General features: G+C 44.9%; 16 protein-coding genes. 7 read left to right on the forward strand and 9 right to left on the reverse strand.

Features of this window, described 5'->3' with window-relative positions:
* Positions 1–17: 17 nt before the first annotated feature.
* The 7 genes from uvrA to WC473_04925 all read left to right on the forward strand — a co-directional run bounded on the left by uvrA (position 18) and on the right by WC473_04925 (position 6673).
* Positions 18–2579, forward strand: a complete 2562-nt coding sequence (gene uvrA, locus WC473_04895; protein MFA5125124.1) for an excinuclease ABC subunit UvrA — start codon at positions 18–20, stop codon at positions 2577–2579.
* A gap of 169 nt (positions 2580–2748) precedes the next feature.
* Entirely contained in the window at positions 2749–3426 is a 678-nt protein-coding gene (locus tag WC473_04900; GenBank protein ID MFA5125125.1) for a hypothetical protein, read from the forward strand.
* 4 nt (positions 3427–3430) lie between these two features.
* On the forward strand, positions 3431–4279 hold the full coding sequence (locus tag WC473_04905) for a C39 family peptidase (GenBank protein MFA5125126.1): 849 nt from the start codon (positions 3431–3433) through the stop codon (positions 4277–4279).
* A 74-nt stretch (positions 4280–4353) separates the two neighbouring features.
* Entirely contained in the window at positions 4354–4743 is a 390-nt protein-coding gene (locus WC473_04910) for an Rrf2 family transcriptional regulator (protein MFA5125127.1), read from the forward strand.
* A gap of 51 nt (positions 4744–4794) precedes the next feature.
* Complete coding sequence (locus WC473_04915; GenBank protein ID MFA5125128.1) at positions 4795–5175, forward strand: iron-sulfur cluster assembly scaffold protein; 381 nt, start codon at positions 4795–4797, stop codon at positions 5173–5175.
* 11 nt (positions 5176–5186) lie between these two features.
* Positions 5187–5414, forward strand: coding sequence for a NifU family protein (locus tag WC473_04920; GenBank protein MFA5125129.1), 228 nt, complete (start codon positions 5187–5189; stop codon positions 5412–5414).
* Between the two features lie 50 nt (positions 5415–5464).
* A complete protein-coding gene (locus WC473_04925; GenBank protein ID MFA5125130.1) occupies positions 5465–6673 on the forward strand; it encodes a cysteine desulfurase family protein in 1209 nt (402 codons plus the stop codon).
* 131 nt (positions 6674–6804) lie between these two features.
* Here the strand turns inward: WC473_04925 and WC473_04930 are convergent, their stop codons facing one another.
* The 9 genes from WC473_04930 to WC473_04970 form a co-directional block, all read right to left on the reverse strand.
* On the reverse strand, positions 6805–7290 hold the full coding sequence (locus WC473_04930; GenBank protein MFA5125131.1) for a hypothetical protein: 486 nt from the start codon (positions 7288–7290) through the stop codon (positions 6805–6807).
* Between the two features lie 10 nt (positions 7291–7300).
* Positions 7301–7852: a hypothetical protein gene (locus WC473_04935; GenBank protein ID MFA5125132.1), complete on the reverse strand. Its 552-nt coding sequence runs from the start codon at positions 7850–7852 to the stop codon at positions 7301–7303.
* Positions 7834–8403: a hypothetical protein gene (locus WC473_04940; GenBank protein MFA5125133.1), complete on the reverse strand. Its 570-nt coding sequence runs from the start codon at positions 8401–8403 to the stop codon at positions 7834–7836. Before WC473_04940 ends, WC473_04935 begins: the two co-directional genes overlap by 19 nt.
* Positions 8384–9460: a type IV pilus assembly protein PilM gene (gene pilM / locus WC473_04945; protein ID MFA5125134.1), complete on the reverse strand. Its 1077-nt coding sequence runs from the start codon at positions 9458–9460 to the stop codon at positions 8384–8386. The genes WC473_04940 and pilM overlap by 20 nt, the downstream gene beginning before the upstream one ends.
* 204 nt (positions 9461–9664) lie before the next feature.
* Complete coding sequence (locus WC473_04950) at positions 9665–10933, reverse strand: hypothetical protein (GenBank protein ID MFA5125135.1); 1269 nt, start codon at positions 10931–10933, stop codon at positions 9665–9667.
* The gene (locus WC473_04955; GenBank protein ID MFA5125136.1) at positions 10930–11508 is read right to left on the reverse strand and encodes a hypothetical protein; all 579 of its coding nucleotides are present in this window, start codon (positions 11506–11508) and stop codon (positions 10930–10932) included. Before WC473_04955 ends, WC473_04950 begins: the two co-directional genes overlap by 4 nt.
* Complete coding sequence (locus WC473_04960) at positions 11508–11939, reverse strand: hypothetical protein (protein MFA5125137.1); 432 nt, start codon at positions 11937–11939, stop codon at positions 11508–11510. The genes WC473_04955 and WC473_04960 overlap by 1 nt, the downstream gene beginning before the upstream one ends.
* Entirely contained in the window at positions 11914–12405 is a 492-nt protein-coding gene (locus WC473_04965) for a GspH/FimT family pseudopilin (GenBank protein ID MFA5125138.1), read from the reverse strand. The genes WC473_04960 and WC473_04965 overlap by 26 nt, the downstream gene beginning before the upstream one ends.
* A 62-nt stretch (positions 12406–12467) precedes the next feature.
* Complete coding sequence (locus WC473_04970) at positions 12468–13535, reverse strand: type II secretion system F family protein (protein ID MFA5125139.1); 1068 nt, start codon at positions 13533–13535, stop codon at positions 12468–12470.
* Positions 13536–13539 lie beyond the last annotated feature (4 nt).

Below are 13539 nucleotides of genomic sequence, written 5' to 3' on the forward strand. Positions count from 1 at the left end.
AATAATTAATTTAAAAAATGACTGAAGATAAAATTATCATTCGCAATGCGCGAGTGCACAACTTAAAGAATATCTCGTTGGAAATACCGCATAACAAACTGACGGTAATGACCGGCGTATCCGGCAGCGGCAAGTCGTCGTTGGCTTTTGATACGATTTTTGCCGAAGGTCAAAGGCGTTATATTGAATCGCTATCGCCTTATGCTCGGCAGTTTTTGGGTCAGATGAAGCCGGCTGATGTGGATGAAATTATCGGTTTGGCGCCGGCCATCAGCATTGACCAAAAAGCCTTGTCGCATAATCCTCGCTCTACTGTTGGCACTTTGACTGAGATTTACGATTATTTGCGTGTCCTATACGCTCGCTTAGGTGAAGTATTTTGCCCTGTTTGTGGCACCAAGATCGCTAAAATGTCTTTAGATGAAATGATAGAAATCATCAAGAATAAAGCCGAAGAATCAGGCACGGACAACGTTAGGATTTTGTCGCCAGTGGTGGTGGATAGAAAAGGTGAATACTATCAGATGCTTTATGACTTTCTGGCCTTAGGCTTCAGTGAAGCGCGCGTTGACGGCAAGATTTATCCGTTACGCGAGCGTATTAATCTGGCTAAAAATAAAAAACACTCCATTGATGTCGTTATTGACAAGGTCAGGATAGCGGATGAGTCGCGCCTGACTGAGGCCGTGGAAAGCGCTCTGGATCATGCTAAGGGTTTGGTGCGCGTGATGTTTGATCAGAAAGATGAAGAATCAATAGAAATCCTATTGTCTTCCAATTGGACCTGTCCCAATGACGGTTTTGCTTTTCCCGAAGTAGAACCGCGCCTGTTTTCGTTCAATAGCCCGCATGGCGCTTGTCCCGAATGCCACGGCTTGGGCCGGAAGGAAAAATGGGTGGAGAGGGAAAGGACCGATGAAGATGATGATGGCAATAAATACGAACGTATAGTGGAGGAGTGCCTGACTTGCCACGGTTTGCGTTTAAATGAAAACGCCTTGTCGGTGCGGGTTAACAGCAAGAACATCGCCGAGACCTCGGCTTTATCGCTGGATAAGGCCCATAAGTTTTTTTCCGAGTATTACAATAAGATGAGTGAACGGCAGAAAACCATCGGCGAGACCGTAGTCTATGAAATCAGCGCTCGCTTGGATTTTTTGCTTAAGGTCGGTTTGAATTATTTGACATTGGATCGCGAGGCGGAAACATTGTCCGGCGGTGAGGCTCAGAGAATCCGTCTGGCCTCCCAGATCGGCTCGCATTTGTCGCATACTTTATATGTACTTGATGAGCCGACTATCGGCTTGCACGAAAGGGATACGGAAAAACTGATCGAAACCCTAAAATCATTAAAAGATCAAAATAATACCGTTATCGTAGTGGAACATGACGAGCGGACGATCATGGCTTCGGATTATCTGGTAGACTTGGGGCCTTTGGCCGGACGCCATGGCGGGGAAGTGTCGGCTATCGGAGAAACCAAAAAATTACTCAAAGGCAAAGATTACCCTGATTCTTTGACGCTACAATATTTACGCGGTGAAAAAGAAATCAATCTGGATCGCAGTCGCCGGATCAAGGAAGCGGAAGCGATTAAGGTCATCGGCGCCAAGATCAATAATTTGAAAAATATTGATGTGGAGTTTCCTTTGCGGAAATTAATTGTCATTACCGGCGTCTCCGGTAGTGGCAAATCAACTTTGCTCTATGACGCCTTATATGAAAATTTATTGAAAATCAAGCACGGCTTTCGGAAAGAAATCAGGGGTGTGGCCAAAATTATCGGCAGTGAATATGTTAATAAAGTAATCATTGTTAATCAGTCGCCCATCGGCCGGACGCCACGGAGCAATCCCGCCACTTATACCGGAATTTTTACCCCGATTCGCGAATTTTTTGCCCAACTGCCGGCCAGCCGCGAGCGCGCTTATACTGCTTCGCGTTTTTCTTTCAATCGCCCGGGCGGACGTTGCGAGTCCTGCAATGGCGCCGGATTCAATCTAATTGAAATGCATTTTTTGCCGGCTGTACTGGTGGAATGCGAGGTTTGTCGCGGCAAGAGATTCAACCGCGAGACATTGCAAGTCAAATATAAGAACAAAAACATCGCCGAAGTTTTGCAACTGACGATTGATGAGGCGATTGATTATTTTGACGGCCAGTATCTGATTACCGATAAATTGAAAGTTTTGCAAGAAGTCGGCCTGGGTTATTTGCAGTTGGGCCAATCGGCCACCACCCTTTCTGGCGGGGAAGCGCAGAGAATTAAACTGGCTCGCGAATTGACGCACACCTTGGGCGCTAAGACTCTGTATTTGTTGGACGAGCCCTCGGTCGGTTTGCATTATCATGATATAGAGCTGTTGCTTAAAGCTTTGAATAAGCTGATTGATAAAGGCAATAGTGTGGTTTTGATTGAACATAATATGCATATCATCAAAGAAGCGGACTGGGTGATTGACCTGGGTCCGGAAGGCGGGGATAATGGCGGTAAAGTTGTGGCCAAGGGTACGCCGGAACAGCTCACCGGCGCGAAAAACTGTTTGACCGGGGATTATTTAAGGAAGTATTTGAAATAAGTTTATTCATTTATCATCTTGGCATTACTTGCAATATTTAGTTTGAATTAGTTATTTTAATGGCAGTTGTTTTTGGACGTTATTAAATTTTACGTTTTTTTGTTATAATATAAACAGCTGCAGTTCCTGATTGTTTTCATGACATTAAAAGGCGCAGCCTAAAAAAATTATGAAAAACATCGTAACCTTAACTATAATTTTTTTGTGCGTTCTAATGATCGGCTTTGGAGTTTATCAAAAATTCAAACCAACGGATTTGACCGTTGCCGGCACTGGACAGCAACCCGTCGCAACCACTCCTGCTTCGGCAGTAACGGCGCCGGCAGTCGGATCGCCGGCAATTAATCAGCCGGTCGCGACAGCGTCCGCCCTTGATCCAGGCGCGCCGACGCCGGCCGAAGTCAAACGCTATTACCCCGATCAGAGTCTTACTCAGACATTGGCCGGCAGTTCCGGTTCGGCCTCCGCTCCGGCTGACAGCAAATTTGTGATCACTCCGCAACTGATTGCCAAAATGCATCTGGTTGATAAGTATAAGCCTGGCATTTGTTATGGTTCAGCCATAACCATACCGGAAGTAGCGATTCAGAGTATGATCACGGACAATAAGTCTTTGGCTGAATTCTTACGGCAAAAATATTCACTTAAGACTGATTTGGAAGTTTATAATAAAATTAAACAGCTTAACGGCGTCATGTTGACGGAAACCGCCAGCAGTAAATACGATTTTCGTTTTATGGATGGGCAATGTTGCACTGAAACGCTTTATCTGGGCACGGTGCAAGTTTCCGGCAGTACAGCGACTGATATTATCACCTCGCAAGAAAGCCATACCGAGCAATGTTAAACTTATGAAGAAAAATATTTTAAATTTTTATGTTTTTGTTTTCGGCATTATCGGCTTGATGATTTTTGGTTTGGCCGGTTGTGGCAGACAGGCACTGCCGGCCACAACAGCCTCTCCGACGGCACTGCCGGCAACGGCTGTTTCGGCTAGTCCGAATCTTCTCGTCCCAGCGAATCAAAGTGTCCAGCCCGCCGTTCAACCTGTCACTCAGCCGCCCGCAACTAAACCGACTCAAACCGAAACGATTGCTACGCCGGCTCAGTCAATGCCTAGGAGTTACCAGTTGGACGTCAGCTTTGCCCAGCAAGCCCCTTTCGCCAATTGGGATGCTTTACATGAAGAGGCCTGCGAGGAAGCATCCATGATTATGGCGGATAAGTTTTATAAGACTCAGCCCCTGGATGAAAGCATTATGGAGGAGGAAATACAGAAATTAATTAAATGGGAGTCAGGCAAAGGTTATCAGCTTGATTTGACTGCTGAGGAAACCGTTTCCGTATTGCAATTGTATTTCGGCTTAAAGGCCGAGCTCGTCTCCGAGGTGACGGTTGAACGCATTAAAACGGAAATTTTTAAGGGACGCTTGGTTATAATCCCGGCCGCCGGGCGTTTACTGGGCAATCCAAACTTCAAATCTCCCGGTCCGATTTATCATATGTTAGTGATCAAGGGCTGGACCGGCAGCGAATTTGTCACCAATGATCCCGGCACTCGAAAGGGCGACGGTTATCGTTATAATTATGCTACATTATTAAACGCCGTGCACGACTGGAATCCGATTTTAGCTGACGGCGGCATGACTGATACAGAAATGGCCCAAGGAAGAAAAGTAATGATTGCTGTCAGTAGGTAATTATCCCTAACCGGCTCTTGACAGCCGGTTTTTGTATTGGTATAATACTAATACCAAGTAATTTAGTAGGAGTTATGTTGTTTACCACCAAAACCGAATACGGTCTGAAGGCCCTGGTAATTTTGGCCAAAAATAAATCAAAAGCCCTGGTATCGCTGGCGGAAATCAGCCGGCAGACGGGCATTTCCTTGTCTTACCTGGAGCAGATTTTTGCCAAACTGAAACGGGCTAAACTGATTAGGAGCATTAAAGGCGCTGAAGGGGGATATGCTTTAACTCGGCCGGCCAAGGAGATTGACTTGCTTTCGGTGATTGAGGCGTTAGAAGGCGATTTGGCCATATTCTATTGCATGGCTGACGGCGGCTGTTCCTCTCGCGGTTGCTTGACTAAGAAGGTTTGGGCGGAGGTACAGGGCGGTGTGGTTAAGATATTGAAGAAATACAAGTTAAGCAATTTAGTATAAGGTTTTGAAATAAAATTAATTCTTAATTATTAATTTGTAAACGATTATCATATGTATACAGAAAAAGTCATGGATCATTTCTCTCATCCGCGCAATCAGGGCGTCATCAAGGACGCCGACGGCATCGGTCAAGTCGGCAATCCGGTTTGCGGTGATGTGATGAAAGTTTATATCAAAGTAGAGCCTGATAAAAAAGGCGAAGACGCCATTGGGGATATTAAGTTTGAAACTCTCGGTTGCGGCGCCGCGATTGCCACCTCGTCTATGTTGACTGAGATGGTCAAGGGTAAAACCATTGCCGAAGCCCTGAAAGTCGGCAAGTTGGATATTGCCAATGAGTTGGGTGGCTTGCCCGAAGCCAAGTTACATTGTTCTATTTTGGCTCACGATGCTTTGGCGGCGGCGGTTAAAGATTACGAAAGCAAGAAATAATAAATTATAATATGTTAGAACAAAAAATCAAAACAGTGTTGGATGAGGTCAGACCGCATTTGCAAATGGACGGCGGTGATGTGGAGTTTGTTTCTTTTGATGAAGAATCAGGCAAATTAACAGTGCGTCTGCAAGGCGCTTGCCACAGCTGTCCCATGTCGGCGATTACTTTGAAAGAGGGAATCGGCAAAGTGGTGATGGAACGCGTGCCTGAGGTCAAAGAAATTGAAAATGTTTAACTTTTGCTTTTAATCTAAGCCATTAGCCAAGTACTATAGGTTATAAATTTATGCCTCAAAAACAAATCTATCTTGATTATGCCGCGACTGCGCCGGTTGATCCGAAAGTCGCCAGGGCCATGGCGCCATATTTTAGCATCAATTTTGGCAATGCCAGTTCCTTGCATCAAGCCGGAATTTCTGCCGCTAAAGCCGTTGATTCTGCCAGAGCCACAGTGGCTAAGTTTTTGAATTGCTTGGCTGACGAGGTTTATTTTACTTCCGGCGCGACCGAGAGCGATAATTTGGCTGTTCTGGGAGTAATCAAAGGCGTGCTGTCCCAGGGATTTGTTGAAAAGTCAGGCCGGAAACCCCACGTAATCGTCTCGGCCATTGAACACGATGCCATCTTAGAGCCGGCCAAACATTTGGAAAAAGCCGGCGTGGAAGTGACTTTTTTGACGGTTGGTGAAAATGGAATAATTGATCCGCTGGAATTGCAAAAGGCCATTAAAGACAATACGATTTTTGTTTCCCTTATGCTGGCCAATAATGAAATCGGTGTAATCCAGCCGATAGAGGAGATCGGTCGGATAATCAGCGAGTTAAATGAGAAGCGTCGACAGAAGATTTATTTCCATACCGATGCTACTCAGGCTCCGGCTTATCTTGATTGTGATGTGGCTAAACTGCGGGTTGACTTGCTTTCTTTTTCCGCTCATAAGATTTATGGCCCTAAAGGAATGGGAGTATTGTTTGTTAAGAAGGGCACGCCATTAAAACCATTGTTTTATGGCGGCGGCCAGCAAGGCCAAGTCCGTTCCGGCACTTATAACGTTCCGGGTATCGTCGGCTTAGGCAAAGCTGTTGAGCTTATCGCTGACAAAAAGATTAGAGTTAAGGAAATTAAGGAAATAAAGAAGCTAAGGGATTATCTGCTGAAGAGTTTGCCGAAGAAAATTAAAAAGTGCCGAGTTACCGGAGACCCGGTTAAGCGTTTACCCAATAACGCCAGTTTTGTAATTGAGGGCGTGGAAGGGGAGAGCGTCTTATTGATGTTGTCGCAAAAAGGCATTTGCGTTTCTACGGGCTCGGCCTGTTCGTCCGGATCACTGGAACCCAGCCATGTGCTTCTGGCTATTAGTTTGCGACCGGAGGTTGCCCATGGCTCACTCAGGGTTACTTTGGGCCGTTATTCCAAAAAGGCTGACATTGACGCTTTACTCAAAGAGTTGCCGCCGATTGTGGACAAGCTCCGCGCCATGTCGCCGTTAAAATAGCCTTAAAGTAGCCCGTTATATTTAATATGTAGCCTATTTTAGCTAAGATAAAAGAAAAAAAGACGCCGGAATTTCGGCGTCTTTTTGTGCGATTTATATGTCCCCCGGCTGATAATCTGTTTGATTAATTTTTAATTCTTAATGGTAGTGGTAGTTTTGGTGGTGGAAGAAGCCGCAGTAGAAGAAACAGTACTGGTGTTAATCAGGTTATTAATAACAGTTAAAGACCAAGAATCATTTGATGGTCGTAGAGGCGGATCAATTTGCGAAAAAACAAAAGGGTTTTTGAAGGGCCAAACAGCCGGCGTAGAAGTTTTGCGGCATAACAGTTCTTTGATTTGGTTTAAGGAATTGCCATTGATTTGGACTTCTATAACTTTGCTTTTTAATCCGGCTAACATATCCATTTGGGTCGCTGTCTGGTAGACCTCTTGATACAAGAAAGACATGACAGCAAACAGAATAATAATAATAGCGACTATGGTCAGGGGGTACATTAATCTGGCCAGCCAGAACCAATCCAACTTGATTTTGTTGGTTTTGGCTTTATTTGAAACCGGCAGACCAGCTTCTCCTGTTTCAGTCTTTACTTGGGTTATATTTTTTATTTTTTCCATTAAGCCCATATTATTTGGTGGTGGCGATTTTGTTTTCTTGCCGATAGATATTGCCGCTGACGGCGGCGGCTACTAAGCCGTCGTTTTGCGCCGTTAAGCTTAAGACGTCAATTATAAAATAAGTTTCTCGCCGTTCCAGTTCATTCAGAGCCGTCAAAACACTTTCAAATTTTCCGGAAATGATAAGTTCGATTGGCAGACGGGTAACTTCCGGAGAAAGAGCTTTGCCGGTGAAGTCAGGTTTAATGTCTATGATCAAACTGTTTTTGGCAGCCAAATTATCTAGATAGTTAAGAAATTCCAATTCTTGTCCCGGTTTGATATAAACCTGGCGCAACCTGGGCATTATTTTTTCTACAGCATCGGTTTCTTCTTTTATTTTATTGGCGTTAAGGCCCATGGCCAGCTTTTTTTCCAGATCTTGGCGTTCCTTGAGTATTTCTTGGCGGATGGTGATGATCTTGTTGGCTGTGGGATAAATAATAACAATAATCAAAGTCGTCCCAGCCAAGAATAGGACAAACGCCCAAATTATTTTTTTGTTTATTTTGATTCGGGACATACGTTAGTAGGTGTTAACGCCTGATAGTTGACATTGGCCTTGATACTGAAAGCGTTGTTTTCTTTGGGCACCAGGGCGGACAAAGGAATTTCGGCATCGCTAAGCCAATCGGCTTTGTCTAAATAACTTTTGAATTTCATCAGATTATCCCGAGTTTTGGTACTGCCGGAGAATTCTATTCGGCTTTCTTGGCGGAAGAAGCGCAAACTGCTGATGGCGACGTTGGCCGGTAGGGTATAAGAGATGGCTGAAATGATCGGGGTTACCGGTTGGTAGTTTTTTTGTATGCCTAAGGAGGCGTTGATCTCCTGATTCAAGGCATTAATTTTTTTGGCGACCAATTGGTTGGAATAGATATTGGCGGCATTCTGGGTGATCATTTCATTTAGTTGCTGTTCTAAGAAATAACGTGAGACTAAAAGCAAAATACTGATAATAGCGGCGAATAAAAACAGCAAAGTCAACGACTCCTGGACGGCTTGGTAGAGACGGCTGTTTTTTAATTGGTCTTTTTGCTTGGGCGGGACCAAGTTAAGCCTGATTGTGATCATAAAAAGTTTTGGGAGACAAACCCCTTAGTGCTAGGCCGATGGCCGGAACAAAAGATTGGTATTTCTCGGCCGTGAAGTAATGAGGGTCGGGGTTGACGATGTTTTTGAATGGTTCGGCGATAACGACCGGAGTATTGAGGCGGTTTTGGATTTCCCGATTCAAGCCGGTTAATCCGGATAATCCGCCACAGAGCTGAATCTGTTCAATCAGGCCAGGAGAAGAGAAATTATTTTGGTAGAAATCAACGGCGTGAAGTATTTGGGTCGCTAATTCGTCAATCAGTGGTGTGAGCAGTTCCAGGACGGCACCATGGCACTTGTCTCGGCTTAGGCCGCAAATAATCTTGGCCTGCTCGGCTTTTTCCAGATCCAACTCTAATGATTCGGCGATATATTGATCAATCTGTTTGCCCGATAGAGCCAGGGTGACGTTGAATTTGACATCAGCTCCTTCGCAAAGGATTAAACTGCTACGATTAGCTCCCAAATCAGCGATAATTTGTGGCCGAATATCGCTAGCGTTTTCAATCAGTAGTCTAGCGATGGCAATGGCTTCGATTTCGAACACGACTGGCAAGATACCCAGACTGTTAAGGGCGGAAGAATATGAATCAACCAAAGCTCGCGGGGCGGCTCCGACTAATATAGTGTAGACTCCTTCCTGGTTTTTGATGACTTGCCAATCATAATAAATTTCTTCCAGTGCCAGAGGCAGGCTTTGCGGTAAGAGCTCTTCAATTTTAGGTAAGAGTTCTTCCTCGTTGGTGGCGGCGATTTCCAGAGTTTTTAGGAAGGTGCCGGCTTGAGGTAGGGCTACGACGGCTTCATTGCTTAATCCGCCCAGCCCGCGCTTGGTGCCAACGAGTTGTTTTAGTGTTTGGACAAAATATTGGCTATTGACAACATTTCCGCTCACCACGGTTTGCGGCGGCAGTTTAACTTCGTTGAACAATTGGATTTTGATTTTTTTGCCGAAACGCTTAAGCTGGATCAGTCGCAAGAAATGGTCAGAGACATCCAAGCCGAAAGCTAATTCGTTAGTGGAAAAAAAAGACATGGTTAATTAATTACGAGCTTGTTTATCGGCAAGCAGGTTTCAAATTGCTAATTACTAATTAAAATAATATTGTATTAATTATAACATTTTTTTGATAATTATAATAATTCATTGTTGATAATCAATATAATTTTTCAAGAATACTGCAATCAGCAGTATTAGCAGTTAGATTTATAATTCGTAATTTTTAATTCGTAATTGGTTTTAGTATTCTTCCTCCCAGTGTTCAACGGTTACGATCGGCGAGAATTGCGGGTCGCCCAAAGTATAATTGACGACGCTGTTGTCATAGACAATAGTCATGGCTTGCCAGATACTGGTCAGAGTGATTTTGCGCGAGACCAAGCCGCCGGTTACGGCAATACTGTATGGTAAACTTAGGATATTTATTTTATCATTGGCATAAATCAGTCCATTACCGGAAAAACTGTCTAAACAAAGTTCAAAGCTAATATTCCTTTTACTTAAAATTCCGGCCGGAGTAGTGGAGCCGACGCGGTTAATGGTAATGTGGCTGCGGCCGCAGTTAAGTCCCCAACAACATAACAGAGTGTTGGCGCCTAATTCAATATCGCCGTCGGCGATTAAGACGCCGTTAATGATTAAATTATTGTTGCCTCGGATAGAAACATCGCCGGTAACATAAGTGATGCCGTTTAAAGTCAGGGTACCGCCTCGGTTGTTCCAGAGCAGGGTGTCAAATTGGCTGGCGGTATAGATGTTATTAGCTCGAGCCTTATAAGAATCGGGATCGCTGGGGTTATCAAAGGATACTGCCGGCATAGCCAGCGGGTCAGGTTCCGGCGGGTTGATGTTATGGGAATGGATTTCCGTGGCGTTAAGCATGGATTTACTGCCGATATTTATATTACCGACAGCCTGGACTTGCTTATCGGCATTAATAGTGCTCCAGAAATTAATGATAACATTCAGGTTGGAGAAAAAACCGCCGTTAACAATTGCCAGGTTGGATCCGGACATGTCAATATTACCGTCGGCGTATTCGCCATTGTTGCCGACCAAACTCTCGCCCAGAGCTTTGTAGATCAGGGTTTTAATGACCCGCCGGGAAGAACCGCCGCTTAGGGCCAAGGTACTGGTAACGTTTACTTCCCCGCGACCGCGGGAACTGTTTTTGATATTGATGGCGTAACTGCCGTTATCATATAGAGCCGCGGGCCGAGTATAGGTTATATTCCAATCATCAGTGCCTTCAAACTGGCTTTTCCAAGTGGCGTCGTTTTTGATTCGCCAAACCGCTTCGGCCACGCCGCTTTCCGCCAAATAATAGTTTTGGACCGAGGCCGCTTGACTGTTAGCGATATGCAATTCGGTCAGAACAAAGGAAGCGACAAATATACCCAACGATAACAGCAGTAGCATGACAAAAATCGAGGTTACCAAAACAAACCCACTGGAGCAATGGTGATTGATTCGCTGACTGGCAGATTTAAGATTAAATATTTTTTTCATAAGTTCCGGCCGAATACCGCCGTGTATATCACTTGGCTGGTGTTATCTTTAGATAAGTAAAGATTGATATTTATCAGCTTGTTTCCCCAGAATTCAACGTCATCAACGAACTCGCCGATGATTTTGTCTTCCGTGGTTGTCGCCAAGGGGGGATTATGAGGCTCGTCCACGTCAGTATCCGTATCCAAGACGTAGTAAGTGGTGGAAGCCGGGAAATAATAGACGATAACTTGCCGTTTGAGCGTGTTGTCTTCCTGGTAATAGCGGATGTAATGCTTATAAGAAATATCATGACCGTCCAGGAACTTTATTTCGTTGGGCAGAGCTTCGGGATCAGAGGTGTCAGTAGGTAGAACATTAGATAAGCGTTGGGCTTGGCGGATTTCTCGCACCAGGCGATCCAGCATGACTCGGCCGTTTTGGGTCAGTTCAGCCGTAACGTCGGTTTGGCTGTAAGCGTTCTGGCTAATAACATAAGTGGAAGTAATCAATAAAAAAATTATTATGGCGATCGTTATTGATACCACAATTTCTACAATTGTAAAACCGGAATTGTCAGTTGGAAGTTGGCGCATTATTTTTCGCTGATTAAAAAGATTAATGGGAAGGTTATTTCTTTGCCCAAATAAGGGGACAGCCAATAGATCGTAATGGAAATTTTTTTTAATCCGACATCAATAGCCGAGTTGTTTAGATTGCCGTCAACATAATTTACCGTTGTCTGCCTCTCGTATTTGTAAAAAGGGTTGGCCGGATCGCTGGCTAAACGATGCCTGGCTTCAATTATGCCGGTATTGATCCCGTTGTAATCCAAAGAGTATATTGTTTCAGCTTGGGCTTGGGCCAAATTGGCTGCTACTGTGGTCTGTTCGGCGATGCGTGACATTTTTAGGGCTAAGGGGAAAATTTGGATAATGCCCAAAATTGCCATAGCCAGAACGGCGATAGCCAGGATAGCTTCTAAAATAGAAATACCTGATTTATTTAGAGAAAGAGATTTGGGCATAACCTGAGGGTTTTATATCAATCGTGGCACGACGGCCGTTAGAATTGGACAGGATGACATTGCCCGAGGAAACAGCCGCTCCCGTGGCATTAAAAATGGCGGTTGAAGAGGCTAAGGTGGTTGACTCCAGTATAATCGGGCTTTTGATGATGCGGGATTTTATTAGTAATCCGGTAGAATCGTTTTCTACGGTGTAGAGGTTTTGGTTGATGTCAAAAACCAACCGGTAGTTGGCTTGAGTGGTAACGGCTTGCTGTTGGGCGTAACGCAAATCAGAAGTCAAATCGCGCGCCGCGCCTTGCAACTGTAGGCTGACAGTGAAACTTTGATAGTAAGGCAAACCGACCCCGGTAATAATGCCAAGCAGAGCGATTACCACTACCAATTCCAATAAAGAAAAGCCGGCCAGATTGGACCGGACGGCTAAAGAACCGGTAGGGCAGGATTTTTTTTCTAGTTTACTCATATTGCATAATGTGCCCGTCATCTTCGCGTTCGGGCGATGATGCGGGAGTATAGGGGGCTGGGTTAGAATTGCGAGGTCATGGAATAGATTGGCAGAATAATGGCGATAGCCAAACCGCCGACACCGAAACCCATTAAGATCATTAGTAACGGCTCGATTATGGTCGGTAGCGATTCCATGGTTTGTTCCACTTCCTCCTGATAAAATTCCGCCAGGTTTTTTAATACCGCATCCAGCGAACCGGTTTCTTCTCCGACCGCCACCATTTGGATGATAATAACCGGAAAAACTTTGTATTGTTTAAAAACGTCAGCCAGTTTGATGCCCTTTTTTATTTTCTCTGACGCCTCCATCAGCGCTTGCCGGTAAACCGCGTTGGACATTATCCTGGCGGTAATTTTTAAGCTGTCAGGAATGGGGATATCGGTTTGGATCAGGGAGCTTAAAGCCGAGGACATTCTGGCGATGTTGATTTTGACGGAAATCGGGCCGACGATGGGCGTTCTAAGTATCAGTTGATGCCACATCAGGCGTAATGGCCCGGAACGGGTGAGGCGCCAGAAGAGAATAAAAATCAGAATAATTAGCGGTCCCAGGATTAAGCCATTGGTTGTAACAAAGTTGCTGATGGTTATGAGTATTTTGGTGGGCAAGGGCAAGCCGGCTTCAAGATCTTTAAACATCAAGGTAATGTTGGGCAGGACATAAATCATGACAAAAATGCTTAGGGCGATCATGGCGCAGACGATGATGATCGGGTAGATCATGGCGTTTTTAATTTTGCTTTTGATGGTGTGATCTTTTTTGAGCTGGATGTATAGATTATTCAGTACGCCTTCCAGATTACCAGAGGCTTCGCCGGCGGCAATCATATTGACGAACATTTCTCCGAAATCGCGCTGATAGGGCAACAAAGCGTCGGCAAAGCTTTTGCCCCCGCGGATTTGCTGTTGTATTTCACCCAGAACCGTTTTCAATTTGGCGCTCTTGCCTTGCTCTGAGAGAATATTTAAGGCGTCAGCCAACGGCAGGCCGGCTTTGATCATAACAAACAGGTTTTGCAACATGAAGATTTTCGCCGTTTCCGGCACGCGTTGCAGATTGATGAACATTTGATTTAAGTTCGCCATAGGT

It is taken from the genome of Patescibacteria group bacterium, assembly GCA_041650895.1.
Lineage (GTDB): Bacteria > Patescibacteriota > Patescibacteriia > 2-01-FULL-39-33 > 2-01-FULL-39-33 > CAISTG01.

Excerpts from the sequence above, each read along its gene's own strand:
- uvrA (MFA5125124.1), top strand. The coding sequence starts at position 18 with ATGACTGAAGATAAAATTATCATTCGCAATGCGCGAGTGCACAACTTA.
- WC473_04900 (MFA5125125.1), top strand. The coding sequence starts at position 2,749 with ATGAAAAACATCGTAACCTTAACTATAATTTTTTTGTGCGTTCTAATG.
- WC473_04905 (MFA5125126.1), top strand. The coding sequence starts at position 3,431 with ATGAAGAAAAATATTTTAAATTTTTATGTTTTTGTTTTCGGCATTATC.
- WC473_04910 (MFA5125127.1), top strand. The coding sequence starts at position 4,354 with ATGTTGTTTACCACCAAAACCGAATACGGTCTGAAGGCCCTGGTAATT.
- WC473_04915 (MFA5125128.1), top strand. The coding sequence starts at position 4,795 with ATGTATACAGAAAAAGTCATGGATCATTTCTCTCATCCGCGCAATCAG.
- WC473_04920 (MFA5125129.1), top strand. The coding sequence starts at position 5,187 with ATGTTAGAACAAAAAATCAAAACAGTGTTGGATGAGGTCAGACCGCAT.
- WC473_04925 (MFA5125130.1), top strand. The coding sequence starts at position 5,465 with ATGCCTCAAAAACAAATCTATCTTGATTATGCCGCGACTGCGCCGGTT.
- WC473_04930 (MFA5125131.1), bottom strand. The coding sequence starts at position 7,290 with ATGGAAAAAATAAAAAATATAACCCAAGTAAAGACTGAAACAGGAGAA.
- WC473_04935 (MFA5125132.1), bottom strand. The coding sequence starts at position 7,852 with ATGTCCCGAATCAAAATAAACAAAAAAATAATTTGGGCGTTTGTCCTA.
- WC473_04940 (MFA5125133.1), bottom strand. The coding sequence starts at position 8,403 with ATGATCACAATCAGGCTTAACTTGGTCCCGCCCAAGCAAAAAGACCAA.
- pilM (MFA5125134.1), bottom strand. The coding sequence starts at position 9,460 with ATGTCTTTTTTTTCCACTAACGAATTAGCTTTCGGCTTGGATGTCTCT.
- WC473_04950 (MFA5125135.1), bottom strand. The coding sequence starts at position 10,933 with ATGAAAAAAATATTTAATCTTAAATCTGCCAGTCAGCGAATCAATCAC.
- WC473_04955 (MFA5125136.1), bottom strand. The coding sequence starts at position 11,508 with ATGCGCCAACTTCCAACTGACAATTCCGGTTTTACAATTGTAGAAATT.
- WC473_04960 (MFA5125137.1), bottom strand. The coding sequence starts at position 11,939 with ATGCCCAAATCTCTTTCTCTAAATAAATCAGGTATTTCTATTTTAGAA.
- WC473_04965 (MFA5125138.1), bottom strand. The coding sequence starts at position 12,405 with ATGAGTAAACTAGAAAAAAAATCCTGCCCTACCGGTTCTTTAGCCGTC.
- WC473_04970 (MFA5125139.1), bottom strand. The coding sequence starts at position 13,535 with ATGGCGAACTTAAATCAAATGTTCATCAATCTGCAACGCGTGCCGGAA.